This window comes from Epibacterium sp. MM17-32 (assembly GCF_022348205.1).
Taxonomy (GTDB): Bacteria; Pseudomonadota; Alphaproteobacteria; order Rhodobacterales; family Rhodobacteraceae; genus Epibacterium.
Window position 1 is genome coordinate 18,490 of the sequence record NZ_JAKRFC010000006.1, and the last position, 24,741, is coordinate 43,230.

Sequence of the window (24,741 nt, forward strand, 5' to 3'; positions counted from 1 at the left end):
AAAGACAACCATATGACCGACACCAAAGATAATACGGGGTCGGCTGCAGCTCGCTATGCCCAGCTCGTGTCTGATCGCGACCACTTCGTGCGCCGTGGGGACAAAGCAGCGAGGCTGACGTTGCCCACGCTATTCATGCGGGACAAGAACCCCACAGACAACGCCGACATCAAAGACCCAACCCAGAGCCTCGGCGCTCGCGGGACCAACACACTGGCGTCCAAGATGACACTATCGCTGCTCCCGATGAACACCCCGTTCTTCAAGCTCAACGTGAACACCCTCAAGCTGAAACAAGAGGGAAAGGGCGATGAGGAGACTGAGGTCAAAAAAGGACTCGCCGTGATCGAACGCGGCGTGGTCCGTAAGATCGAGAACACAGGCGACGTGACTGCGGTCTACGAAGCCTTGAAACACTTGATCGTCGTAGGCAACGTGCTGATGTTCGTGTCTGACACTGGCGCTCGGATCTACGACCTGAACAAATACGTCGTCGTCCGTGATCCCCAGGGCAACATTCTCGAATGCGTCATCTGTGAGCAGATGGCACCTGCGACGATGTCCAAGGAAGCACGGGCACTCATCGCCTCCTCAGGCACAGGCGGCGGCCCGTCCGCAGAGAAGACCGTGCCTGTCTACACCCACATAACAGTGGCTGACGGACGTGTTAAATGGCACCAAGAGGTCGAAGGGCAGACAGTGCCCGGAACTTCCAGCGACGTGCCAGAGTCCGCGAACCCTTGGCTTGCCCTGCGCTTCATGCGTGTCGACGGCGAGAACTATGGGCGTGGATATGTCGAGATGTACATGGGCGACCTTGAGAGCCTCGAGGTTCTGACCAAGGCAGTTCGTGACGCTGCGGTGGCCTCGTCCAAGGTCATCTGGCTTGTGCGCCCTAACGGCAGCACCAACCCCCGAGTGATCGCGACTGCCGACAATAACGCGGTGAAGTCCGGCGATGCCAACGACGTGACCGCGCTGCGCCTCGACAAGAGTGCCGACCTGCGTGTCGCCGAGAACATGATCAAGTCGCTGGAAAGCCGCTTGGCCTTTGCCTTCATGATTAACTCCGAAGTCCTGCGGGACGCGGAACGTGTGACGGCAGAGGAAGTGCGCTTTGTCGCTCAGGAGCTGGATGACAGCTTGGGCGGCATCTACTCGATCCTGTCGAAGGACTTCCAGCTTCCTTACGTCAAGCGCCGGATGCACCTCATGCGGAAGGCGGCGGAGATCCCGAAGCTCCCTAGCATCGTCGAGCCTGTGATCGTCACCGGCTTTGCTGCGCTGGGACGCGGGCACGACCGTGACAAGCTGATGCGGTACGCCGAGACAATGGCCAACGTGGTCGGCAAGGAGCGCCTCGGGGACTACATCGACCTCGACGAGCTGGCTGACCGGCTGGCCGTGTCTGATGGCATCGAGACGGAGAACCTGTTGGTCGATCCTGAGGTCCGCGAAGCGAAGCGGAAGGAAGATCAGCAGGCAGCGATGGTCCAGCAGTTCGGCCCCGAAGTCCTCAAACAGGTCGGCGGCGTCGTGCAGAAGCAGGCTGGCCAGCAACCCCAACCAACCCCAGAAGGAGCCGTTTAATGGCTGAAGACACCCCCAAGGCGGAAGACAAAGCCGCCCCCAAGGCGGCACCGAAGACCGCCCAAAAGGCGGCCGCCAAAGCCGCCCCCAAGGCGAAACCCAGCAACCCCGGCGAACTGTCGACGGCTGTCCGTGAAAAGGAAGTCGTCATGCAAGCCAACGGAATCAAGCGCGAGGACTACTGATCATGGCCAATGAAGACACCCAAGGCAACGCGCAGGACTTGAGCGGCGTCACCATCACCCAAGGCGGCGAGGCCGAGACCTATGTGGCCGACACCTCCGCAGCGGGCGGTGAGGGTGAGCTTCTGGCAGGCAAGTTCAAGGGCCAAGAGGCGCTCGAAGCGGCGTACAAGGAACTTGAGAAGAAGCTGGGGCAGCAGTCCCAGCAGCCGCCTGCTGATGAAGACACCAATGCAACTGATGCCGCCGCCGACGCCGACAGCAACGCGACGGAAGAGAAAGCCGCAGGTGGCGAGGGAGACACCGAAGAGAACCCCTATGGCCCCGTGGTCACTGAGGCGCTCAAGAAGGCCGACCTGAACTTGGACGACATCAAGAAAGAGTTCACGGACAACAACGGCACCCTGACCGATGACAGCTTCGACGCTTTCGAGAAAGCAGGGTTCCCCCGCGCCATGGTCGAGAGCTACTTCCGTGGCATCCAAGCATCCCAAGGCAACGCTGACTCCGCCGCCGAGGCTCAGGTCACCCAGATCAAGGAAGCTGCAGGCGGTGATGCCCAGTTCGCGGAGATCCAGAAGCACATTGCCAACAGCTTCACCGTGGCAGAGGCGCAGGCCTACAACGAGGCAGTCTCCAGCGGCGATTTCGGAAAAGCCAAGGCCGCTGTGGAAGCGGCGCGTGACAGCTATCTGAAAGAGATCGGCGTCGAGGGTGAGATGAACTCTGGGGGCAGCACTCCGAAGGCAGGCCAAGGGTATTCCACCGAGGCTGAGATGCTCGAAGACATGGCCAAGCCTGAGTACAAGACGTCTCAGGTGTTCCGCGACAAGGTCGCCGCCAAGATCGCATCCTCCGAAATCTTTGCGACCCGGTGATCCCATGGTTGATGGCGTGTCAAAAATCTTGGGGGGCATCGTCCCCCTTATCGACGAACTGTTCACCACCGAGGAAGAGCGCAGCGCGGCGAAGCTAAAGCTGCTGGAGCTGGCTCACCGAGGCAAGGTCGGCCAGATGGAGGTGAACGCCAAGGAGGCCCAGCACAAGAGCGTGTTCGTTTCCGGCTGGCGACCTGCTGTAGGGTGGACGTGCGTGTTCGCGCTTGTCCTCAGCTTCATCGTCCTGCCCCTCGTCCACAGCTTCGTCGTCTACTACTCGGCCTTCACCGGGGAGCATGTGGATCTCGGCGGACTGCCTGAGCTGGACTGGACGACCCTCGGCCCGATCCTCCTCGGGATGCTGGGACTGGGCAGTATGCGTTCCTACGAAAAAGCGAAAGGGGTCGCCCGCGAGTAGCGTGGGCCACCTCGGGCAATTAAGTGCCACCATTGCACTAAGCAACGTGCATCCGGCTAGTGAGGTCGGAATACAAAACAACCACAACCGACCCCCGACGAGGATCAATGGACTAGAACTCCGTTGGTCCTCCTAGGGATCACCTCATGAACGTATGATTTCAGCAGCCACCATCGTCTCCTTAGACGAGCTGGCAACCTTCAGAAATACACAAGCAAACTTGGCCCTCTGCGGAGGACACCCCTGTGGCAGCGAGTGTGGATCAAAGGACGCAATCCCTGAAAATCAACACACATGAGGCACCACAATGGCTGACGCTATTATCTCCCAACTGGGTGTGGTCAATGCTGCCACGCCCGCCGACCAGACCGAAGCAAACGCACTGTTCATGAAGCAGTTCACAGGCGAAGTCCTGACTGCATTCAACGAAATGAACGTGTTCATGCCGATGCACCAAGTGCGCACCATCTCGCAGGGCAAGTCGGCGTCCTTCAACCACACTGGTAAAGCCAACGCGCGTTACCACACCGCAGGTACTCCGATCCTCGGTGACAACAAGGTGAAGCACAACGAGACCATCATCAAGATCGATGACAAGCTGATCTCCGACGTCTTCATCGACGACCTTGAAGAAGCGAAGAACCACTACGATGTCCGCTCGGAATACTCCAAGCAGCTCGGCGCGGCTCTGTCCCGTGAGTTCGACCAGAAGGTTGCTCGCGTGATTGCTCTGGCAGCTCGCTCCTCCAACAAGATCGACGACCTCCCCGGCGGCTCGCGGCTGACCCATGCCGACGCCAAGACGGACGGCACTGTCCTGTCCAACCTGCTGTTCACCGCTGCTCAGACCTTCGACGAGAAGGACGTCTGGGAAGGTGAGCGCTATGCGACCTTCAAGCCTGCTCAGTACTACCTGCTGGTGCAGAACAAGGACAACCTGAACCGCGACTGGGGCGGCAACGGCAGCTACGCCTCGGCAACTCTGCCGCAGGTCGCCGGCATCGAAATCCACAAGTCCAACAACATCCCGTCCGGCGTTGTCACTTCCGCTTCCGGCGAGCGCAACGACTACTCGGGTGACTTCTCCACCACCGCAGGTCTGGTCTTCCAGAAGGCTGCTGCGGGCACCGTGAAGCTGATGGACCTCGCGATGCAGAAATCCGGCTCCGACTTCGAGATCATGTACCAAGGTACTCTCATGGTCGGCAAGTACGCGATGGGCCACGGCGTTCTGCGCCCTGAGTGCTCCATCGAGCTGGCAACCGGCCCTGTCGCCTGACGGCTGGAAATAAACTCCCAAGGGGACTGATGCTTAACCGCGTTGGTCCCCTTTTTTTTCGCAAATGAGAGGCCCTATGGCAGTTCAAAATCCCACACCAACGACTGAGCTTGAAGCTGTGAACCAGATGCTCCGGGGAATCGGAGAGTCGCCCGTGTCTTCCCTGATCGATGACTACGGCTTGGACGTCCCGGACGCCACTGGAACACTCTCGGAGATCAGCAACGCTGTCCAGCTTGAGGGTTGGATATTCAACACCGAGTATGACTACCCCCTACCTGTCAATGTCGACGGGGAAATCCATGTCCCCTCCAACGCGCTGAACGTGGACTTCGATTGGCGCACCTGCGGAGGCAGCGAGCCTGTGGTTCGGGGCCGTCGTGTGTACGACCGTAAGGGGCACACCTACAAATTGGACCGGGGCTTGAAGGCAAAGATCATCTTCGGCCTGCCCTTTGAGGAGCTGCCCGAGGCCGCCCGCTACTACATCACCTACCGCGCATGTCGAAAGTTTCAGGACACCCAAGCGGGTTCCAACGACCTGCACAGGTTCTCAGAAGCCGACGAACTGAGGGCGCGGTGGACTTTCATTGAACAACACTCCGACGACCAAGACCTGAACATGCTCAGGGACACACCGGAGTTCAGCCACCTTCGGTAAAGGAACCCTCCCAATGCCCCTCATTTCAGAACAACTTCCCAACCTGATGAACGGCGTCAGCCAGCAGGCCGTGACGATGCGCATGTCCTCGCAAGGGGAAGCACAGGAGAACGCCCTGTCCTCACTCCTTGAAGGTAACGTCAAGCGGCCACCGACGCGGCACCTCGCAAAGATCAGGGACGGCTCGGCTGCGGGTGCGCACATCCACACGATCAACAGGGACGCAGACGAAGAGTACATCGTGATCGCTGAGGATAGGTCGGTTAAGGTCTATGACCTCGAGGGGGACGAGAAGACTGTGGCGTACCCAGACGGGACGGACTACATCGCATCGGACACACCCTTCACAGACTTCCGTGCGATCACTGTGGCAGACTTCACGTTCTTCGTGAACAGGAATGTCGAAGTGGCGACCCTCCCCGATAAGTCCCCTGAGAACGATAACGGGACTTTGATTTTCATCAAATCCTCCGACTACGACGTGACCTATAAGATCACTGTGGACGGTGAAGTTGTGGCGACGGCCACGACCCCCGACACGGGAGTAGCCAACGCTGACCTGAGCATCGACAGTGTTGTGGCCGCGCTCGCTCGCCAGCTCCGCTCCGGTGTGCCGGACGACCCAAACGCCACGCCAACTTTTCCCCCGCCCTCGGATGGGGGGTCTGCGTATGACCCCGATGACTACGAAGTCGTCGAGGCACCGCCTGTGCTGTACCTGAAGCGAAAAGACGGCGGGCCGTACCGCATCGACGTTACGGACGATCAAGGCAACAGCCACACCGACGCAATCCGCGACAAGGTCCAGAGGTTCACTGACCTCCCTGTGGTCGCCCGCCGCGACTATGTGGTGGCTGTGACAGGCGACGACGAGTCGGCCTTCGACGAGTACTACCTCAAGTTTGTGCCAGACAACGACTCTGACACCTACGGTGACGGTGTGTGGGAAGAGACAGTGGCACCGGCTGTGGAGTATAAGATCGACCCCAGCACCATGCCTCACGTCCTTGTGCGTATGCCTGACGGCAGCTTTGAGCTGCGCGAGGCAGAGTGGTCTGATCGAGTGGCCGGTGACGCCGCGAGCGCCCCGTTCCCCTCCTTCGTGGGTGGGGTAATCAACGACGTCTACTTCGACCGACGCCGCCTGTGCTTCCTCTCCGGGGATAACGTGATCATGTCCGAGGCAGGCGAGTTCTTCAACTTCATGCCCACAACTGTCCTGCAAGTGCTGGACGACGGGCGTATCGACGTGTCCACCACAGGAACTCAGGTGGCCAATCTGCAATACGCAGTTGCGTTCAACCAGAAAATCCTCCTGTTCTCAGATCAGGTGCAGTACGTCATCGACGCTGAGTTCCTGCTGGCCTCCAAACCACCGGGCGTCAAGCAGTTGAGCAACTATTCCAGCAGCGGCTTCGCTTCCCCTGTTGCTTCAGGTCGTACCCTGTTCTTCGCGGTCAACCGTGGGGACTGGGCCGGTGTCCTTGAATACTATGTCCTCGGGGACTCCGATGAGACGGACGCGGCGGACATTACCGAGCATGTTCCCAAGTACATTCCCGCGACAACTGTGCGAATGGCATCGTCCCCAACAGCCGACGTTGTCACGCTCCTATCCGACGACGACAGGAGCAAGCTCTACGTCTACAAGCACCACTGGCAAGGCACAAAGAAGCTCCAGTCGAGCTGGTCTCGGTGGTCATTCCCTCCTGACGCCTCGATACAAAACGTGGACTTCATCAAGGATGAGTGCCTGCTCCTAATTGACTACCCAGATGGGGTGTACCTCGAAACGCTCAACGTCGCATCGGGGGGCGCAGATGAGGGCGAGGACTTCGTGTACAGGCTCGACCGGCGCATCAGCGAGGCCGACCTGACGGACGTGAGCTACGACATCCGCACCAACCGGACCACCATGACCCTGCCGTATGTTCCCGGCGCGTCCGAGGTGACAGTGGTGACCCGAGATGCCGGGGGGACCAGTGACCGACCTGCTGGGCAGAGTGTCAACGTGACAGGAGGCGAGGTCGTGGGCGGTCAGTACGTCATCACGGTCTTGGGGGACTACACGAACACCAAGGTCTTCCTCGGCATCCTGTACAGCCACGAGTACTCCTTCTCCCAAGCAGTCATCAAGACAAGCTCAGGGAACGGAGGCGTGGCCTCCGCTCTCGCAGGTCGGCTGCAGGTGCTGCGCTGGTACGTCCATGTGAAGGATACGGGCTACTTCCGTGCCGTGGTGACATCTCGAGGACGCGCACCTCGGACCAAGCACTTCTCAGGCTTCACCCTAGGATACCCAAGCGCAGTCATTGGCAAGCTCCCTTTGCGGTCGGATGTCGTCTCATTCGGCGTCAAGTCACGCGCCGACGCGGTGGAGGTGCGCCTAGTGAACGACACGTTCCTCCCCAGCGCATTCACGGCAGCAGAGTGGGAGGGGCGCTACACCCGCAACAAATCGAGGGCATAATGTTTAGACCCACCATTCCAGAGGACATCATGAAGTTCGCCCCCACCGTGCGTGAGGCGGACAAAAGGGAGGTCCAGAGTATCTCTGGCCTCTCCGTCCTAGAAGCCCTGAGCGTCGGGCTTTTCCACTCCAGCGACTGCATGACAGGCATCGGTAAATCCGGGGGCATTGTGACGATTGCCGGGGTGGTCCGCCACGGGGATCGAGGCGCGGTATGGATGATCAGTTCCCCTGAGATCTCCAAGAACAAGCGCGAGCTTCTCACCGAGGGGCACAAGTGGCTGGGTGCCATGCAGAGGAAGTACGGCGATCTGACAAACGTAGTCGACGCCCGCAATACTCTACACCAGCGCCTCATCCGCCACCTCGGCTTCGAGCTGGGGGACCAAATCGAAAACTATGGCGTGGAACAAATACCCGTCATCCCATTCAAAAGGAAGCAGAACCATGTGTGAGCCTGTCACCGCTGCTCTTGCGGCGATGTCAACAAAGACGTTGATGGCCGCTTCGTTGGGGGTCTCAGCACTCACAGCAGGCGCAGGATACGTCGCGCAGAGCAAGCAGGCAGAGGCCTCTGAGGTGTACGCTGAGAACGCACAGAACTCCGCTATCGAGTCGATGCTTGCGCAGGGCCGGGATCTGAATTCGCGTGAGGATCAGGAGCGCAAGGCGACTGCGCTGCGCCGATTGGACGCCCAGAAGAAATCCAAGGCAGCCGCTGCAACCGCCAACGCCACAAGCGAAAGCGCTGGCCTGTCTGTTGACGCCCTCATGGACGACTACGAGCGGCAGTACCTCAACTACTCCGACAGCCAGATGCAGCAGCTAGGGTTCCAGATCGACCAGATCGACCGGACCCGTGAAGGGCTGCAGGCGCAAGCGGAGGGCCGCGTCAACCAAGCGCAGTCCCAGATCAAAGCCAAGCCCAGCCTCGCGATGACACTGGGGAACTTCGCCGCCACCGGCCTGAACACCTATCAGGACTTCGCAGTGCGCGACCCCTTCACTGGGGAATTCACAATATAATCAAAGGAGCCACCCATGGCACAACGTATCTTCCCGGCAGCTTCACTGTCTGCCGTGGCCTCCCCAGTGGACCGCTACGTCACCCCTGCGATGGAGAACACTGACGGGTGGAGCCAACTCGCAGAGAGCCTATCGCGCATCAACCCGAAGCTGCAGGGCGCGATCAAGACACAGCACCAGCACAACGTGGCGACCGAGGAGGCAGAAGGCGTCAACGCAGCCGACAGCATCGACCCCGCGATCAGCCTGAACAAGAACCGTGAGGGCTGGAAAGGCATCATCTCGCAGGTCCGCAAGCGCGACCAGCAGATGGGCACCAACAACGCAGAAGCCCTCGTGGGTGCCTCCCCGCACTTCCAGAGGGGGCTAGTGAAAGCCAAGGCGAAACGCTTGGGCCTCGGCCTGAATAACCACCTGTCCATGCAGTGGGAGCGGGACGTCGGCGGCATCAAGTCCATCGATGATCCTGAGGCTGTGCGGCGGTGGACGCAGGAGCAGACACAGGCCTATGCCGAGAGCGGCGGGGTGGACAGGATCGACCCCATCATTGCGGCAGAGGTGTTCGCGCCCCGCGCCGCACAGTCCCAAGAGGCCATCCTAGGCAAGCACATGACCTACCGGGCGAAAGCCCGTGTGGCTGCGTTCACTGACGAGTTCTCGGCCAACATTGGTCTCCTCGCCGCAGGTGCTGGGGACGGCGCGTCCTCTGCTGAGGAGTGGATCGCCAAGATGACAATGAGCGAAAGCTCTGGCGACTCCTCCGTGATCAACCCCGAGGGCTACGGCGGCTGGCTGCAGTTCGGTCAGGACCGCCTCGATGACTATAATTCCGCCCACGGCACTGACATCACGGTCGCCGAATTCGCCCAGGACGAGGCTCTCCAGCGCAAAGTCAACGTGTGGCATGTGCAGGACATCGACAAACTGATCTCGGAGAATGGTTACCTCTCCCAAGGTTACTCCCTCGACGGCCTTCGAGCTGTTGCGCACTTGGGCGGCAAGACCGGCATGATGGAGTTCGCCGAGACGGGCGGGGCCAATGGCAACACCGCTGACAGCAATGGAACGTCCCTAAGCGCCTACTACAGGAAGTTCGCGGGAAGCGCGGCGGCGGACATGCAGCTCCAAGCCGACGAGGCAATCGCCAACGGCGTGTCCCCGAAAACTGTCAATGAGACACTTGTGGACAGCCTCGTCGCCCAAGCCAAGGCCACTGGCAACAAAGCGATCCTTGACGCTGTTGGGGAGATCTCCACCGGCAACGGCATCCTCGGGAACATTAGCTGGGTCAAAGAGAAGATCACCGAAACCAAAGAAGAGATCGATGATGAACTATGGGAGACCGAGCAGCGTGAGAAGACGCGAGAGGACCAGCAGCGGGCGGAACGCCGCCGCGACCTGACAGCCACGGGCTTCCGGGAGATCATGGAAGACCCGTTTGCGGACCACCGGCCCCTCATTGAGGAGGCAATTGCGCTCGGCGAAGGGGAGCTGGCACGTACCATGCACAACCTGCAGGAGCAGCTCCAAGGCGAGGAGCGGCAGGTCCACACCGACCACTTGGCGTACACTCTGCTGCGCAAGGACATCTTCGACGGCATCCCTAAAGATGAAGCCTCCCAGCGGATCGTTGAAGGGGTCGTGAATGGCGCATGGACGTCTTCGGAGGCAGACGCCCTCTACACAGACCTCGACCAGTCCGAAGAGATCGGCGGTATGCTGCGCGATCCTCAGGTCCAGAACTGGTTCGGGAACGCGACGTCGATCATACGCGAGCGCTCGGAGATGAAGGACGTCTTTGGCAACGTGATCGTCAGTGGACGGGAGGTGGCCAACGAAGCTGAGATGGAGATGACGGACAACCTTCTCGTGTTCCTCGAGCAGAACCCCTCTGCCTCCAAAGCGCAGGTCCGTCAGTATGTCCGCAAGATGCAGCGCGAAGTCCTCCGCGACGAGGCCTACATGAACATCAACTCGCGCGAAGCAGCGCAAGGCTCCGACACGCCGACACAGCTCGACAGCGATCCAGCCACGCAGCAAGGCGCAACCGCGACACAGGGAGTCGAAGACCCTCTCGCACACCTCTCCGAAGACGACATCAGGCTCTCCGCCGAAACGGCAGGGATGACCCCCGAAGAGTACATCAGGTCCACAGGCTCTGAGCGCCAGCTTGAAGGGTCGTGGTGGAACCCATTTTAATAAGGAAATGACATGGCAGACATGAAAATGCAGGAGATCACACGGCCAGACGGCACCACGTTCATGGCTCCTGTGCCTGCGCAACCTCAAGAGGGGGCGGCTGATAATGCTGCCCCTGCGGATGTTGATGTGCAACTGTCCCTCGGGGAGAAGCGCCAACAGATGATCCGCGACGGGGTCTCCCCAGAACCCCATGAGCAAGGCTGGGTCTCTCGCTCCCTCGAGGACATCGCGGTAGGCGTCGTCGGGGGCGCTCGTGACGGCGTCCAAGAAGTGGGCGAGACGATCCAGTGGGCAGGCGAGAGCATAGGGAATGCGATAACCGGAGGCCACGACGTCTACTACACCAAGGACGACGGCTTCGAGTGGCTCACTGAAGAGGAAGTCATGGGCCGCGACGATGTCCCTGAGTGGCAAACGCGAGACCTCATTGGCGAAACCCTGAAACTACCTGAGGTTCCCGACAACGAGACCGTCGCTGGGGGCCTCACACGCGGCGTCACTCAGTTCCTCGCGGGCTACGGTGTCGCCGGGAAAGCGCTGAAGAGCGTGAAAGCGGCCACCAAGACAGGCGCTGCCGCCAAGGCAATGGGCCAAGGTGCAGTGGCCGATGTCATCGCATTCGACGCACACGAAGAGCGTTTCTCCGATTTCCTGCGGGAAAACACCGGACTTGCTGATCCGATCACTGAATACTTGTCTGCGGACGAGGACGACAGTGTTCTGGAGGGGAAGCTGAAGAACGCTATCGAGGGCTTGGGCCTCGGCGTGGCTGCTGATGGGCTGTTCCGCCTCGCCTCCGCATTCAAGCGGGCCAAGAAGGTGCGTCAAGATCAGGGGCCGGAGAAGGCCGCAGAGGTCATGAACGACGCCGTGGAGGAACTCGCCGATGAGGGACAGCTCGACCTCTTTGACAGCACCACTGACCCCAACATGTCCAAGGACGCACCTGCAGGGCCAGAGAAGGTGGTGGTGAATGGCCGCGAGGGGAAAACCCCTGAAGCTCCGGTGCAGGCCTCAGAGCCTGCCCCCGCGCCTGTCACGCGGTCCAATGCCGACGCGCAGACGGAAACCCGGCTGCAGCCCCAGAAGCCTGTGGACGTCAAGGCGTTCCAAGAGGCAATCGACAACGAGGTCGGCATGGTCAAGGCTGGGTCAATGCCTGATCCCAATCGGCACCTTACAGGTTCCCTCTTCAACTTTGACAAGATGGACGCCGACGTGTCCACGCTGGACTACCTCAACATGGCGTCGGACGCTATCCCCGAGAGCGCCCTGCAGGACAGGACCACATTCGACAAGATGAACGAAGACGCTCGCGGGTTCCTCGCGGACAGCATCGACGTGTCCCCGGAAGTCATTGACGCCTCTCTGGCCAACATGGCGAAGGGTATGAAGAAGCAGCAAGGCGTCGTCATCGCTGGCAAGCAGCTCGTCCAGAGCCTCGCGCGGGAAGTCGAGAACCTCGCCTACAAGATCAGCGAAGGCAATGCGTCCGACGCTGACTACGCCAAGATGGTCCGCCTGCAATCGCGGGTGATCGAGGTCTCTGGCAATCTCAAGTCGGTCATCACAGGTGCCGCTCAGACGACGGCCTCGGGGCGCATCATCACTTCTGATGTGGTCACAGGAAATCAACTGGCGCAGTCCGACATCACCAAGCAGCTCCTCGATCAGGTCGATCAAGCGGGCGGGCGCGATGCAGTGCGTAAGCTGGCTGATGAGATCATGCTGAACAAGCAGGCGGGCAACGGCGTCCGGGGCACCATGCGTGTCACGGCTGACCGGAACCCCACGACCTTCTGGGGTGTGGTCAATGAGGTACGCATCAACGGCCTCCTGTCTGGCCCACGCACCCACGTCATCAACAACATCTCCAATGGCATTCAGGCCTTCCTGCTGCCCGGTGAGAAGATCTTGGGCGGGGCCATGCGCCTTGACCCTGCGCGGATGCGTGAGGGCGCTCGCCAGTACGTCGGGATCGCTGCGGCTCTCAAGGACGCCACCAAGTTCGCTGGCATGGCGTTCAAGAGGGGCCGGGGCATCCTAGACCCTGAGGCTGCAATCCTTGAGGCCAATGGTGCCGACTTCCGCGCCATCCAGTCACAGAGCGAAAACCCGTATGTGCGGAACCTCGTGAACGGTCTGGGTTCGGTGATCAGGATGCCCTCGCGGGCGCTTCTGACAAGCGACGAGTTCTTCAAGCAGATCAACTACAGGTCCAACCTGCAAGCTCGCCTGCAGACACAGGTGTCTGAGCTGGTCGCCAACGGTCAGGTCGCAAAGAAAGACGCCGCCAAGTGGGTCGCAGACCGCATGAAGGCAGGCGTGGGCAGCCAAGGTCAAGCGGTGTCCAAAGAAAGCATCGACTATGCCCGTGAAGCCACGTTCACCAACGAGCTGCGCAAGGGCAGTATGCCTCGCTCCGTGCAGGACATGACCAACAAGCACCCGTACTTGAAGACCATCCTGCCATTCGTGAGGACACCGACGAACCTCATCGTCGCCGCTGCCCAACGGACCCCCCTCCTCCACCGGGCCAGCAAGAACATGATGGATGACCTGAACAGCGGAGACCCTTCACGGGTCGCGCAGGCGAAAGGCAAGCTGGCAACAGGGTCAATGCTCTGGGGCACCGCAGTCACTGCTGCACTCGAGGGCAAGATCACAGGCTCCGGCCCCGTCGATCCCGCGCAGAAGTCCCTCCTCATGGAGACAGGCTGGAGGCCGTACAGCGTCAAGGTGGGGGACAAGTACGTCTCCTACGAGCGACTGGACCCCTTCGCGATGTTCTTCGGCATCGCTGCTGACTTCGCTGACATCAGCGGACAGGTCGGCGAGGAAGAGGCGAAGAAGGTGGCAGTGGCCGGGTTCGCAGCTATCGCAAACAACCTCGCTTCCAAGACGTGGCTGAGCGGCTTGACTGATGCTGTGGATGCCTTCGCCAACCCTGAAATTCGGGGCGAGTCCTATCTCCAAAGCCTCACCACGAGCTTCTTGCCCTACAGCTCCCTCGCGCGGGAAGGTCGGAAATTTGGAGATGACGCCATGCGGGACACCAAGGGAGATCCCAATGCGTCCTTCTGGGAGATGCAGTCTATCCTGAACGCGGTGAAGAACACTGTTCCGGGGCATTCGCAAGACCTCCCGGCGCGGCGCTCGTGGATCACCGGGGAACCCATCACCTACCCGAAAGGGTGGGGTAAGGATATGGTGACACCATTAGGAGAAGCCTTTGCTTCCGTGAACCCGATCTACGAAGGTGAGTGGAAGAAAGACCCTGTCCTAGACGAGCTGGCCAACCTTGAGTTCGGTCTCTCAGCTCCTACCCGGAAGATCAAAGGTGTGGACCTGACCCCTGACCAGTATGAGGTCTACCTCGAGCTGCACGGGAAGGTCCGCGCACCGGGGACACGGCGCACGATGTATCAGGAACTGGGGCGGCTGTTCCAGAACAAATCCTATGACGTCAACCGCGAACGTGCGCCCAACTTCAGCGATCCTTCTATGGACCCGCGCATCAAGGCCGTCCGCCGGATCACAACTGCATATCGGCAGCTTGCCCAGCAAGAGCTGTTGCAGCGGTTCCCTGAACTGCGGGCGAAGATCGGCGATGCTGCCCGAGAGGCGCAGCAAAACCAGAGGTCAATGCTCACAGGCATCACTGACCTAGCCGACTAACACCGAAAAACACCAAAGACAAAGGAGGCCTGCCCGTGCAAACGGGTGGGCTATTTTCATATGGCACAATCCTATACCACCTATGTAGGGGACGGTACCACACGGACCTTCAGCATCCCTTTCCCCTACCTTGCCCGATACCACGTCAACGCCTTTGTTGACGGCATGGCCACCGACTTCACCTTCGTCACGGATGCCTCAGTCGAGTTCGACACCGCACCTTCTCAGGGTTCTGTCGTCCGGCTGGAGCGGCGCACACAGCGCACACCCATGGTCGATTTCCAGAACGGCGAGAACCTCACCGAAGGCAGTCTCGACCGCATCACCTCACAGGCCTTGTACCTGAGCGAGGAGAGCGAAGACGGCGTGACAGGTACGCTCCAGTTGGACACCGACAATACTTGGGACACCCAAGGACGTCGTATCAAGAATGTGTCTGACCCTGACGCCCCGCAGGACGCGGTGAGCAAGCAGTGGGCCGAGACCGCGATGTCGTCCCAACTTCAATCGGCCATCGACGCGAAAGATAACGCAGTGGCGGCCAAGGAAACCGCCGCCGAGAAATCTGTTGAGGCATCCGACAGCGCGTCGACAGCCGCGTCCAAAGCTGTTGAGGCATCCGACAGCGCGTCGACAGCCACGACAAAGGCATCTGAGGCCGGTGCTTCCTCCGCCGCCGCAGGGTCCGCTCGGGTTGGGGCTGAGACTGCACGCACAGAGGCGGAGACCGCCCGTGACAAAGCTCAGGACTGGGCAGACAAGGCCGAAGACGCCACCGTCGAGTCTGGGAAATACTCGGCCAAGCACCACGCGGCCAAGGCGTCCGCCAGCGCTTCCACAGCGCACACGAAAGCGGATGAGGCTGACGCCGCAAAGTCAGCGGCCCAGACTGCAAAGACAGAAGCGGAAGAAGCCCGCGATCAGGCCGTGGCCGCTGATAAAGTGGCAAAGAGCGGCGATACCATGGCGGGACGCCTTGGCCTTGACATCGACAGCGGGAACAACTTCTCAGCTCGCGCCGCGCTGCATGTGAAGGGCACATCCGCAGCGAACACACGCGCTATTTTCGAGAGGGACAATGACGAAGTAGCCTTCGGCTCGACCGGCGGGAAGGCATTGATCGCCAACAACCATTCCGACGGGGAGAGCGGCGGTCAGCTCCACTACTTCAACGGCGAGATCGCTCTGAACTGGACTTGGTCGACGGGCGAATACAAAGCCAAAGCAAATGCCGAGGGGGTGTACCAGCCGGTACTGGACACAGCAGCCGCCTATGGCGTCTCGGAGGACCGTGCCGATGCCACCCTCAACTCCGCCAAGCTGGGGACAATGGCCGGGTGGTTCGAAGGGAAGGAGGTCGACCTCAAAGGCCGCACATACCCGGTCACGGAACTTCCTTCGATGCAGGCCCGGAACGGCTTCTGGAAGGTCGTGGACTACATGGGCCAAGCTGACGTGTGCTTCCCCGCCAAGGGGACCATGCACAAGACCACCACCGCCCTCACGCACGGCATGTGTAACAGTACGTGGGCACAGGACAATGCCTGCTGGGACGACGGGATGCGCGAAGGTTTCGTGGCCTTCACCGAGAACAACAATCACGGGATCGATGACGGCAGCGCCCGTGTGGTCATCATGCGCAGCCGGGACGGCATCTCGTGGACACGCGAGGTGGTTGATCTGGGCTACCCCTGCACAGTCTGGGGCCATCGCGTATATGGCGGCTTCCAGATGATCATCGTCCGCAACGAGAGCGGGGGCGCAGACCAAGGCAAGTTCCGCCTGTACGGACGCCAACTGGCCCAGCGTGTTGAGCTTATCGAGCTTGAGAACGTAGGCGCTGGGGACGACCGCTTCCGTTTCTACACGCCGTCTGCCCTCGCGAACAAAGTCCCTCTGATGCTGTACGAGGACGTCGAAGTGTCCTTCCACGGCCTGCCTTCCAACCTCGGCGGGCATAACCTCAACAGAACCGAAAGGGTCTCATTCCGCTCTGCCAACCGTTTCGAGTTCCGTGCACCCTCTAACTTCACGGGCGCGTTCAACCACAGCGGCACGTTTGAGATGAATGTGCTTGAAACCGATTGGTTCCATATCACCTTCGACGGCGGACGGACGCTAGGTGATGAGCTTGCCCATGCGGCAGGCGTGTCCGGTGAGCCGGTCCTCGTGCATGGCATTTCCATGTGGCATGACGGGCCGGGGGCAAATGAGAGCGCCGACTTCGCCTCGCGAGGTGACTTCTATGTTGGCGTTTCGGGTGGCCCCTACAACGCAGCAGTCGCCAAGGTTCGGAACATCGTGGACAACAACAACAAGGGTGATGTGCAGTGGGTGCAGGAGATCCCCGGCGCTGGCTCCCAGCTGAGTGAGGTGACTGTCCAAACCTTCCCCGACAGCGACAAGCTCTGCGGGTTTGTGCGGACCCAAGACCACAACTCCGGCCAGACGACCCCTGCGGCCTTCTGGTCAACCCCCAACGGCGACACGAACCTCGGGAGCGTCGCGCTCACGGACCTTCCCCTCGGTGTCTTCGAGGACAGCCCAATTTCCATTGCCCGCCTCGGGGACGAGCTGGTGGCCGCTGGCACTCTTGACCGCAATGGCGATGGTTCGCGTGGTTCCCGTACACTCGCCCTCCTCCGCGCGTCGGTTTCTGGTGCTTTCTCGGCAGGTGCCAATGCATTCCAGATCATCCCACTCGATCACGCTGACTACAACAACCAGACGCTGACCAACGGCGGCGCTGGCGTCGGGGTGCCGTCGATCACCCGGTGGGGGTCTAACGGACTCACAGCGGCTTGCTTCTGGAACCGGGAGAGCAACTCCAACATCCCCAACAAATTCGACACGGTTACCCAGCTCATGGCCGCTAAGGTCAGCTTTGTGGATGACCCCTCCCTTCTCTACGGGGCCGAGCAGATTGCCTGGGGAAGCGTCCCAGAGCCTGAGTGGCGCATCAAGCTCCGGGGAACCCCTGCCCATGGGGACGATAGCGTCATCCAATGGGCGCATGTCGATATGCAGTCCGCCCCCACGAGCTACTCCTCGGGCGTGATCACCTTCCCTGTCAGCGGCGTTTACTGGGTCTCTTGCCAGATGTCCTACGAGCCAAACGACGGGACCAACTACGTCAAGCTGGTCGAAGGCAACGGAACGTCCGACTTCGGTGGGGTCGAGACGTGGCTGGCACTGGCTTACAACGACAACTCCACATTTTCCGTCCCCTCCGCAGGGGGGAGCGGCACTCTCGTCACCGCGAAAGCAGGTGAGACCATGGCTTTCAAATTGAACGCTACCGGCGGTGCGACGTCGTCCAACGTGCGGAACTACGCCGCTGTTGAACTCCTCCGTATGCACTGAACGCGGGCGGCTGTGCAGGGGGAGATCCCTTGCGCAGCCTGCTCGGCACCCTCACTACTCCTACTGGAACCCTGAAAATGAATGACCAAAGAAACAACGATCCCGCCGTCGAAGCGGGGCCACTGAAAGATACTGGGTGGAGGCCATACATGTCCCAATCTCTGGGGAGGCTAGAAGGCAAGATCGACCTTCTCCTCGCAGCCAATGCCACCCAGAAGGAAACCACAGACGACCACGAGACCCGCATCCGTGTCCTCGAGAAGGGCATGTGGAAACGTGTCGGCTTCGTGGGCGCAGGCTCAGGTCTCGGCGGTGCCGTGATCGGTGTCCTATTGAAGACAGGAGTAATCCCCTCATGACGAGCAGGGCAACTGAAGAACTACTGGCGTCCCTCCACGGCAAGATGGCGGAGGCCATGCAGAAGCGACTCGAGAGCGACGACCTGACCGCGTCCGATCTCAACGTGATCCGCCAGTTCCTCAAGGACAACGGCATCAATTCGGACGGCGCGTCGGACCCCAAGCTCAAGAGCCTCGCTGACGATCTCCCTGAAGATCTCGACGACGGCAAGATCACCCCGATCTACGGCAGGGGCTGATAGCCTCACACAGCCGCTGAGAGCTTCACTCAGAGCCTCGATGCTCTCTCATGGGTAAACACTCATGGGAGGGCTTCCTGACGCTCACAGCTATGCACAGTGGCTAAAGGAAACCACAATGAAACAGTACAACGACAAGCGCTGGTGGCGCGGCGAGTACCCAGAGAAGGACTGGCGTGTCTTTGAAGACTTCCGGTACTTCCTGATCCTCGTCTGGCGGCACCTGATGCTACCTGACCCTACGTGGGTCCAGTACGACATCGCCTCATACCTGCAAGGTGGCCCGCGCCGCCTGATCATCGAAGCCTTCCGGGGCGTCGGTAAGAGCTGGATCACGTCGGCCTATGTGTGCTGGCGGCTGCTTAGGAACCCCCAGCGGAAGATCATGGTGGTCTCGGCCTCCAAGGAACGTGCGGACCAGTTCTCCACGTTCACCCTGCGTCTCATCAACGAGATGCCCCTGCTCCAGCACCTCATGCCTCAAGCCGACCAGCGTCAGTCCAAGATCGCCTTCGATGTTGGCCCTGCCCGCGCCGACCACAGCCCCTCGGTGAAATCCGTGGGCATCTTCGGCCAGCTCACAGGTGGGCGTGCTGACGAGATCATCGCGGATGACGTGGAAGTCCCGAACAACTCGGAGACCCAGTCGATGCGGGACAAGCTGGCAGAGCGCGTAAAGGAGTTCGACGCTGTCCTCAAGCCCGGCGGCATGGTGAAATACCTCGGCACCCCGCAGACAGAGGAAAGCCTGTACAACGAGCTGCCACAGCGCGGCTACGAGGTGCGCATCTGGCCCGCCCGTGTGCCCACAGTGAAGGTCATGAAGACGGCCTACGGGTCTCGGATCTCTCCCAAGATCGTGGAGCAGATCGACATGGGCCACTTGTCGGCAGGTGACCCGACAGACAGTGCCCGCTTCGATGACGAGGATCTCATGGAGCGCGAGGCCTCCTATGGCCGATCAGGCTTCGCCCTGCAGTTCATGCTCGACACCTCCCTGTCTGACCAAGACAAGTACCCGCTCAAGCTGGCGGACTTGATCGTCACAGGTATCAACAATGCCCAAGCCCCCGAGAACATCGTGTGGTCTGGTGATCCTCAATACATCCTCAAGGAGCTGACCTGCGTCGGCCTGAACGGCGACCGCTACCACCGGCCCGCTGCGATGCTCGGGGACTGGATCGCCTACGAAGGATCGGTGCTGGCCATTGACCCCTCGGGCCGAGGCAAGGACGAGACGACCTATGCAGTCGTCAAGATGCTCAACGGCTTCCTCTATGTCACTGAGGCTGGAGGTATGCAGGGCGGCTACGACGACACGGTCATGGAGGAACTGGCGCAGGTCGCCAAGAGGAACAAATGCAACTACGGCATCATCGAAAGCAACTTCGGTGACGGCATGTTCACGCGGCTGTTCACGCCCTTCCTCAAGAAGGTAGGCTACTCGATGACGGTCGAGGAGGTGCGCCACAACACGCAGAAGGAGCGCCGGATCATCGACGTCCTCGAGCCTGTCATGAACCAGCACCGTCTGATCATGGACATCGGTGCCATCCAGAAGGACGCCGACAGCACCAAGCACTACCCGCCGGAGCAGGCACTCAAGCGCCAGCTCATGTACCAGATGTCACGCATCACGAAAGACCGTGGCGCTCTGGCCTATGATGACCGACTGGACGCCCTTGCGATGGCAGTGGCCTACTGGGTCGAGCAGATGGGCCAAGATGAAGAGGACAAGATGGACCAGCGGCAGGAGCAACTCCAAGACGCGGAGCTGTCCCTGTGGCACGGAGAGCATGGTATCTCCATCGACGTGCTGGCCCTCGGGGGCACACCTGAGCAGGCCATGAAAGCAGCCCTCATGGGAGGCTTCGACTGATAGGTTCCACCATTGCAGGAAGAACACTCCTGTGGGGCCTCTCTGATGGCAACTGCAAGCTCAAGCTCTCGCTCATCAGCCCCTCTTACTCCAGCACTTTGGGGGGTAAGGGGGGCATCTATGGATACAGCTCAAGCCCACACTCAATGGGTAAAGCTATAGTCCACACTTAGGTGGAAGCCTAAGAGGTCTGTGGTGCCTCCTCCTCGTGGGGGAGACCCTCGACCTGTTCCCCTATCGTGACTTGCTATGGCGTCTCCCCTCCTCGACGAGGTGTAGGAGACCCTCTAGCAGCTCATGCTGCCCGTGCGGTAATGAGGGTCGCCGACGCCATGGCGACTTCAACTTCACGCCGTCCCGCCTTAGCTCGGTCCCCTCTGACGAGGATGACCTCCCTAAGGCATAACACAAGCCCTCACCTGAGAGCCTCTGTGTGGACCTGTGAGAGGCTTCAGTGTCTCCCGGCGGTGACCACTCCTCGGAGAGCCTCTACGGACTCCTGAGTGGCCCTGTGTGGCTCCTGTGGGCATGGTCCTGTGATTGACATGGGATGGCTGATGGGGAGACCTAGGAATGTTTAGGGGTCAAAAATGTGAGCGCCTTATCGCTATAGCGCTATTCGCGGTTTCCCCCCATAGCGTAGAGGGGGGCATGGGGGGTGGCCTGAGATCGCCTCGGCGCAACGCCGCGCAACAGGTGCTGCAACATACCTGCGCAAAGCCCTTGTTTTACTGGTGTTCGCGCCAGATTGAGGATCTAACACGCGGTGCTGCAGGGGTGCTTTCGCCCGCCTAGGCCGACCTGTGCCGACCATGCGCCGACTGCGCGACCTCCTTCGCACGTTCATTACATCTGCCTTTATGCGCTTTCACCTAAGCTCACCTAAGCTCACCTAAGCACCACCAGAGCCGCCACGCCACGCGCCTGCACACGCTCGCACACGCGCCCGCCTGAGCTACACCACGCGAACTGCACACATGGGTCCGACCTGAGCAAATCACCGGGGGCACCATGGCAGGCCACAGTCGCCTCCTGCCTCCCTAGGACCAATGCGCAATGGCTGGTCTTAGCAATGCATCCGCAACAATAGACGGGTAAAGTTTACTGTTAAAACAGCTACTTATGACTTTTCTGCAGCAGATTGTGATTTAGTGGGTTGCAATGCAGGGTGGCTATCGATAGGTTTCAAATCATCGGACGGCAGCAAGACAACGCCAACCGGGGCCGGGACGCTCAACCCATCCGGCGATAAAGCGCAACAGACCGACAGGCGCAACAATGGGAGAGGGGTCGATCTTCGACGCGGGAAACGTAGCGTGGCACCGTGCATCCTTATCGGCTCAACAGGGGTCTATCCGTCCAGTTAGGGGCGGAACGGGCAATGGCACATACCGCCGCCTCTGGATGGTGTCTAGACCTATGCGCAGTGGCTATCACAGCGATGCGCACACGGTCTACTGATGAGCTGCAGCAACAGCGAAACACCAACCAAAGGAGCAACCCATGCTGAAATTCATTGCCCACGACACGGTCAACGATATCGCCGTCATCCAGACCAATTTTTGCTTCAACGTCCGGTACGGACTGGAGGTCCAGTCCTGCGACACGCTGGAGCAAGCCCTAGCCGGGTTCGCGGATTGCCAGCGCCACGCCCTAGCGGCGGAGCTGGACGAGGCCTGAGGCTTTCCTGTGCCTGCTACTATGCAAGGTGGCTGGCATTGATAAATCCTCACACGATCACCAAAGGAGCGACCCATGATCATCAACGGTTTCAAGAGCAAAGCCGCCGCGCTGCGTGAGCTGAAAGCCCAAGGGTTCAACACCGCTGGCCTGCTGGCAAAGCCTGAGAGCAATCCCAAGGTTGCCAAGAATGGCAAGGTCGACGTGCTGACCGCGCCTCTCCACCTCGCACCGTTCAACCTGTCGGGCTTCCAGACATGCGCCCAAGCCTCCAAGGGCTGCGCCGCTGCCTGCCTGCACACCGCCGGGAACCCTGCCTACATGGCGGGCAAAGAGGCCAGCCGGGTCGCCAAGACGCGGGCTTATTTCACGGCGCGGGATGCCTTCATGGCTGTGCTGGCGTTTGAGATCGCGGCACACGCTGCCAAGGCGGCAAAGCTGGGCATGGAATGCGGGGTGCGCCTTAACGCCACCTCGGACCTCCCATGGGAACGCCGCACGATCAATGTCGACGGGCAGGACGTGAACCTGATGGACCACTTCGACGGGGTGCAGTTCTATGACTACACCAAGATCACCAAGCGGGCATTGGCACACGCTCGAGGTCAGATGCCGGTCAACTATCACCTGACATTCAGCAAGACTGAGGACAACGACGGCGATGTGGGCCGGGTGCTGGTGGCGGGCGGGAACGTCGCCGTGGTCGCATCGCCGGAGCGCTACAAGGCCGCACTGGCGGAAGGCGCTATGCTGGTCTGTGGTGAGATCATGCAGGCCACCGACGGTGACGCCCATGACTACCGCCCTGCAGATCCCAAGGGGTGCATCGTGGCACTCAAGGCCAAAGGCGACGCAAAGGCGGATCGCTCAGGCTTTGTTGTGCGCTGATCTATGCAAGGTCGAAACACTGGCCCGCGTAGTCGGGGCAGTGTCTGGCTGGGGTGGCTCCCTAGTCACTGATGAGACAAGCCAAGAAATCAGGAGTTTGCACCATGGCACACCACCACCACCAGCACACCGTTGAAACGCTCGGATATGACCGGGAGGCGCTGTTTCCCAAGTACCACGCCGACATCGAGTCAGGCCGCGCCCTGCTGATCCCTGCAGGGGCCATTGAAGCCGCACAAGATCGCGTAGTGATGCGCAGGCACCTCAGGAAGAAGCACAGCGACGTCTTGGGGGAAGCTACCCTGTCACTGATGGGCGGTCGCGATCTTTCGGCCCTGATCACCGCTATCGAGGGAGTGTGAGCCATGCTTGACCACTTCGACGACCTACTCGACAATCAACCCGAAACACTGCCTGCGGAGTTCCAGCAATGACCAGCAAATACCACCAGATCAAGATCGACGGTGACACCTATGAACTGGTGCCGTCCAGCGCCCTGCGTATCGGGGACAAGGTCAACGCATACGGCTGCCTGATGGAACTGCGCACACGCAATGAGCGCCCTGACACTGTCAACAACAACGCTTCGGGCAATGTGGTCTGGTGCCGTGGGTATCCGCTCGACGGCGACCTCGGGTCGATCCCTGCGAGCTGGCTGTCCCCTGACGAGGACGGTGGCCGGTATTGGTCGATCCAAGGCAATGACCTCGCAACGTGGCCGCGCCTGATCGAGGAAGACGACAAGCCAATCCGCTTCCGCCTGTCGCATGGGCCTGACGGGGACGTGCGCCTGCACCGCACCTAAGCCGACCACCTGAAAACACAGCCCATCGCCTAAGCGGCCTCTAGCACCTCACTAGGGGCCGTTTTGCTGTGCGCTGATTGATGCACCTGACACGCCCTCACGAAAGGAGACCACACATGGACTTACCACCTGACAAGACCGAGCAGGTCACGCTCGGTCACCTCCGCGCCGGGGACACTGTGCTGCTGGCGGGGGTTCTCAGGACCGTTTGCAAGAAAGACCTAGGCCGCGATGAGCTGCTGGGGACCACGCTCTGGGGCGACAGCCACCGGGCAGGCCGGGACACAATCACACGCGTCACCTTTGGCGCTCAAGTAGCAAGAGAGAGGGTTTGAACCGATGACCATGCACGACCGCACGACCGCGCACCAGATCACCGCAGCATCACTGCGGCAGCTATGGGGGATGCTCGGAGCTGAGACACAGACGCAAGCCGTCCAGAAGATCCGGGAGCTGACCCGCGAAATCGACATTGACGCATACGTCAGCCCTGTGCCGCCCGGTTATGACACCGTCATGGGCTACCTCGCCAAGAACCACCCCGAGACCCTGCAGTTCGACATGTGGGACGCGGAAGGCACCCAGCGGGACGGGTTCTGGTGCAAGCACCAATGCACCAAGCGCGGCCTGCCTGTATGCAAGGTGCCTGCGCCTGCAGTCTTCGACGGCGAGGGCTTCGAGCTGGTGAACGCCTACCCGGTCGAGATCCTGAGCGAGCGCCTTGGGGGGCCTGTGTGATGCCCAAAGTCAAACTCATGGGGGTCATGATCACAGAGCGGGAAGCGCAGAAGAACATGCGGCGGTTGCGTCGTGAAGGGCGGAAACAGAGGGGCGCGAGACGTGCGGCGCAGATCGCAAACGCTGCCTCATAATTGCCCAAATTGAGCGGGGCTGCGGGGGTTGTGATCCACTAATGGCGTGTGAAACCCTCGCGCCGCTACGGCTCCGGGAGGGAGATTCCCGGCACTGAGCAGGACGACGAACAGCACCGCAGGACTATGTGCGGATTACAGGAGACTAAATGCGAATACGAAACTACCTAGGGGAATTTTCGGTTGCCTGCTACCCGTTTAAGCTGCATGGGTGGCCAACCGCCCATAGGGTGGGTGTGGGTGAGTATATGCTTGGGGCTTGGAGCTTCGAG

21 protein-coding genes and 1 other RNA gene are annotated in these 24,741 nt (G+C 60.4%); all 22 read left to right on the plus strand.

The window, feature by feature from the left end; genetic code table 11:
• The first annotated feature begins 12 nt into the window (after positions 1–12).
• Positions 13–1,590: a portal protein gene (locus MHM88_RS11260; RefSeq protein ID WP_239364594.1), complete on the plus strand. Its 1,578-nt coding sequence runs from the start codon at positions 13–15 to the stop codon at positions 1,588–1,590.
• Positions 1,590–1,775 carry a hypothetical protein gene (locus MHM88_RS11265; RefSeq protein WP_239364597.1) on the plus strand — a complete coding sequence of 62 codons (186 nt, stop codon included), beginning with the start codon at positions 1,590–1,592 and terminating at the stop codon, positions 1,773–1,775. The genes MHM88_RS11260 and MHM88_RS11265 overlap by 1 nt, the downstream gene beginning before the upstream one ends.
• A gap of 2 nt (positions 1,776–1,777) precedes the next feature.
• Complete coding sequence (locus MHM88_RS11270) at positions 1,778–2,650, plus strand: hypothetical protein (protein ID WP_239364600.1); 873 nt, start codon at positions 1,778–1,780, stop codon at positions 2,648–2,650.
• A gap of 4 nt (positions 2,651–2,654) precedes the next feature.
• Positions 2,655–3,068, plus strand: a complete 414-nt coding sequence (locus MHM88_RS11275) for a 3TM-type holin (RefSeq protein ID WP_239364603.1) — start codon at positions 2,655–2,657, stop codon at positions 3,066–3,068.
• Positions 3,069–3,375: 307 nt separating this feature from the next.
• A complete protein-coding gene (locus tag MHM88_RS11280; RefSeq protein ID WP_239364605.1) occupies positions 3,376–4,347 on the plus strand; it encodes a phage capsid protein in 972 nt (323 codons plus the stop codon).
• A 76-nt stretch (positions 4,348–4,423) separates the two neighbouring features.
• Positions 4,424–5,008, plus strand: coding sequence for a hypothetical protein (locus MHM88_RS11285; RefSeq protein WP_239364608.1), 585 nt, complete (start codon positions 4,424–4,426; stop codon positions 5,006–5,008).
• 13 nt (positions 5,009–5,021) lie between these two features.
• Positions 5,022–7,478 carry a hypothetical protein gene (locus MHM88_RS11290; protein ID WP_239364610.1) on the plus strand — a complete coding sequence of 819 codons (2,457 nt, stop codon included), beginning with the start codon at positions 5,022–5,024 and terminating at the stop codon, positions 7,476–7,478.
• On the plus strand, positions 7,478–7,933 hold the full coding sequence (locus tag MHM88_RS11295; RefSeq protein WP_239364613.1) for a hypothetical protein: 456 nt from the start codon (positions 7,478–7,480) through the stop codon (positions 7,931–7,933). The genes MHM88_RS11290 and MHM88_RS11295 overlap by 1 nt, the downstream gene beginning before the upstream one ends.
• Complete coding sequence (locus tag MHM88_RS11300) at positions 7,926–8,504, plus strand: hypothetical protein (protein ID WP_239364615.1); 579 nt, start codon at positions 7,926–7,928, stop codon at positions 8,502–8,504. The genes MHM88_RS11295 and MHM88_RS11300 overlap by 8 nt, the downstream gene beginning before the upstream one ends.
• Before the next feature lie 15 nt (positions 8,505–8,519).
• Positions 8,520–10,703: a hypothetical protein gene (locus MHM88_RS11305; RefSeq protein ID WP_239364629.1), complete on the plus strand. Its 2,184-nt coding sequence runs from the start codon at positions 8,520–8,522 to the stop codon at positions 10,701–10,703.
• 12 nt (positions 10,704–10,715) lie between these two features.
• Positions 10,716–14,384 (plus strand): hypothetical protein, encoded by a 3,669-nt coding sequence (locus MHM88_RS11310; protein ID WP_239364632.1) that lies wholly within the window; start codon positions 10,716–10,718, stop codon positions 14,382–14,384.
• A gap of 60 nt (positions 14,385–14,444) precedes the next feature.
• Positions 14,445–17,747: a phage tail fiber protein gene (locus tag MHM88_RS11315; protein ID WP_239364635.1), complete on the plus strand. Its 3,303-nt coding sequence runs from the start codon at positions 14,445–14,447 to the stop codon at positions 17,745–17,747.
• Between the two features lie 149 nt (positions 17,748–17,896).
• Positions 17,897–18,106 (plus strand): hypothetical protein, encoded by a 210-nt coding sequence (locus MHM88_RS11320; protein ID WP_239364638.1) that lies wholly within the window; start codon positions 17,897–17,899, stop codon positions 18,104–18,106.
• Complete coding sequence (locus MHM88_RS11325) at positions 18,103–18,345, plus strand: hypothetical protein (protein WP_239364641.1); 243 nt, start codon at positions 18,103–18,105, stop codon at positions 18,343–18,345. Before MHM88_RS11320 ends, MHM88_RS11325 begins: the two co-directional genes overlap by 4 nt.
• Positions 18,346–18,463: 118 nt before the next feature.
• The gene (terL, locus tag MHM88_RS11330) at positions 18,464–20,224 is read left to right on the plus strand and encodes a phage terminase large subunit (RefSeq protein WP_239364669.1); all 1,761 of its coding nucleotides are present in this window, start codon (positions 18,464–18,466) and stop codon (positions 20,222–20,224) included.
• Between the two features lie 1,503 nt (positions 20,225–21,727).
• The gene (locus tag MHM88_RS11335) at positions 21,728–21,904 is read left to right on the plus strand and encodes a hypothetical protein (RefSeq protein ID WP_239364672.1); all 177 of its coding nucleotides are present in this window, start codon (positions 21,728–21,730) and stop codon (positions 21,902–21,904) included.
• Between the two features lie 75 nt (positions 21,905–21,979).
• Positions 21,980–22,792, plus strand: a complete 813-nt coding sequence (locus MHM88_RS11340; protein WP_239364675.1) for a hypothetical protein — start codon at positions 21,980–21,982, stop codon at positions 22,790–22,792.
• 9 nt (positions 22,793–22,801) lie between these two features.
• Positions 22,802–22,879, plus strand: an RNA gene (locus tag MHM88_RS11345) — hammerhead ribozyme type II.
• Positions 22,880–22,896: 17 nt separating this feature from the next.
• The gene (locus MHM88_RS11350) at positions 22,897–23,154 is read left to right on the plus strand and encodes a hypothetical protein (RefSeq protein WP_239364678.1); all 258 of its coding nucleotides are present in this window, start codon (positions 22,897–22,899) and stop codon (positions 23,152–23,154) included.
• A gap of 68 nt (positions 23,155–23,222) precedes the next feature.
• Positions 23,223–23,597: a hypothetical protein gene (locus MHM88_RS11355; RefSeq protein ID WP_239364681.1), complete on the plus strand. Its 375-nt coding sequence runs from the start codon at positions 23,223–23,225 to the stop codon at positions 23,595–23,597.
• A gap of 116 nt (positions 23,598–23,713) precedes the next feature.
• Complete coding sequence (locus MHM88_RS11360) at positions 23,714–23,932, plus strand: hypothetical protein (protein ID WP_239364684.1); 219 nt, start codon at positions 23,714–23,716, stop codon at positions 23,930–23,932.
• A 10-nt stretch (positions 23,933–23,942) separates the two neighbouring features.
• Positions 23,943–24,335, plus strand: coding sequence for a hypothetical protein (locus MHM88_RS11365; RefSeq protein ID WP_239364687.1), 393 nt, complete (start codon positions 23,943–23,945; stop codon positions 24,333–24,335).
• Positions 24,336–24,741 lie beyond the last annotated feature (406 nt).

Coding starts and splice junctions, on each gene's coding strand:
- MHM88_RS11260 (WP_239364594.1), top strand. CDS start 13: ATGACCGACACCAAAGATAATACGGGGTCGGCTGCAGCTCGCTATGCC.
- MHM88_RS11265 (WP_239364597.1), top strand. CDS start 1,590: ATGGCTGAAGACACCCCCAAGGCGGAAGACAAAGCCGCCCCCAAGGCG.
- MHM88_RS11270 (WP_239364600.1), top strand. CDS start 1,778: ATGGCCAATGAAGACACCCAAGGCAACGCGCAGGACTTGAGCGGCGTC.
- MHM88_RS11275 (WP_239364603.1), top strand. CDS start 2,655: ATGGTTGATGGCGTGTCAAAAATCTTGGGGGGCATCGTCCCCCTTATC.
- MHM88_RS11280 (WP_239364605.1), top strand. CDS start 3,376: ATGGCTGACGCTATTATCTCCCAACTGGGTGTGGTCAATGCTGCCACG.
- MHM88_RS11285 (WP_239364608.1), top strand. CDS start 4,424: ATGGCAGTTCAAAATCCCACACCAACGACTGAGCTTGAAGCTGTGAAC.
- MHM88_RS11290 (WP_239364610.1), top strand. CDS start 5,022: ATGCCCCTCATTTCAGAACAACTTCCCAACCTGATGAACGGCGTCAGC.
- MHM88_RS11295 (WP_239364613.1), top strand. CDS start 7,478: ATGTTTAGACCCACCATTCCAGAGGACATCATGAAGTTCGCCCCCACC.
- MHM88_RS11300 (WP_239364615.1), top strand. CDS start 7,926: ATGTGTGAGCCTGTCACCGCTGCTCTTGCGGCGATGTCAACAAAGACG.
- MHM88_RS11305 (WP_239364629.1), top strand. CDS start 8,520: ATGGCACAACGTATCTTCCCGGCAGCTTCACTGTCTGCCGTGGCCTCC.
- MHM88_RS11310 (WP_239364632.1), top strand. CDS start 10,716: ATGGCAGACATGAAAATGCAGGAGATCACACGGCCAGACGGCACCACG.
- MHM88_RS11315 (WP_239364635.1), top strand. CDS start 14,445: ATGGCACAATCCTATACCACCTATGTAGGGGACGGTACCACACGGACC.
- MHM88_RS11320 (WP_239364638.1), top strand. CDS start 17,897: ATGTCCCAATCTCTGGGGAGGCTAGAAGGCAAGATCGACCTTCTCCTC.
- MHM88_RS11325 (WP_239364641.1), top strand. CDS start 18,103: ATGACGAGCAGGGCAACTGAAGAACTACTGGCGTCCCTCCACGGCAAG.
- terL (WP_239364669.1), top strand. CDS start 18,464: ATGAAACAGTACAACGACAAGCGCTGGTGGCGCGGCGAGTACCCAGAG.
- MHM88_RS11335 (WP_239364672.1), top strand. CDS start 21,728: ATGCTGAAATTCATTGCCCACGACACGGTCAACGATATCGCCGTCATC.
- MHM88_RS11340 (WP_239364675.1), top strand. CDS start 21,980: ATGATCATCAACGGTTTCAAGAGCAAAGCCGCCGCGCTGCGTGAGCTG.
- MHM88_RS11350 (WP_239364678.1), top strand. CDS start 22,897: ATGGCACACCACCACCACCAGCACACCGTTGAAACGCTCGGATATGAC.
- MHM88_RS11355 (WP_239364681.1), top strand. CDS start 23,223: ATGACCAGCAAATACCACCAGATCAAGATCGACGGTGACACCTATGAA.
- MHM88_RS11360 (WP_239364684.1), top strand. CDS start 23,714: ATGGACTTACCACCTGACAAGACCGAGCAGGTCACGCTCGGTCACCTC.
- MHM88_RS11365 (WP_239364687.1), top strand. CDS start 23,943: ATGCACGACCGCACGACCGCGCACCAGATCACCGCAGCATCACTGCGG.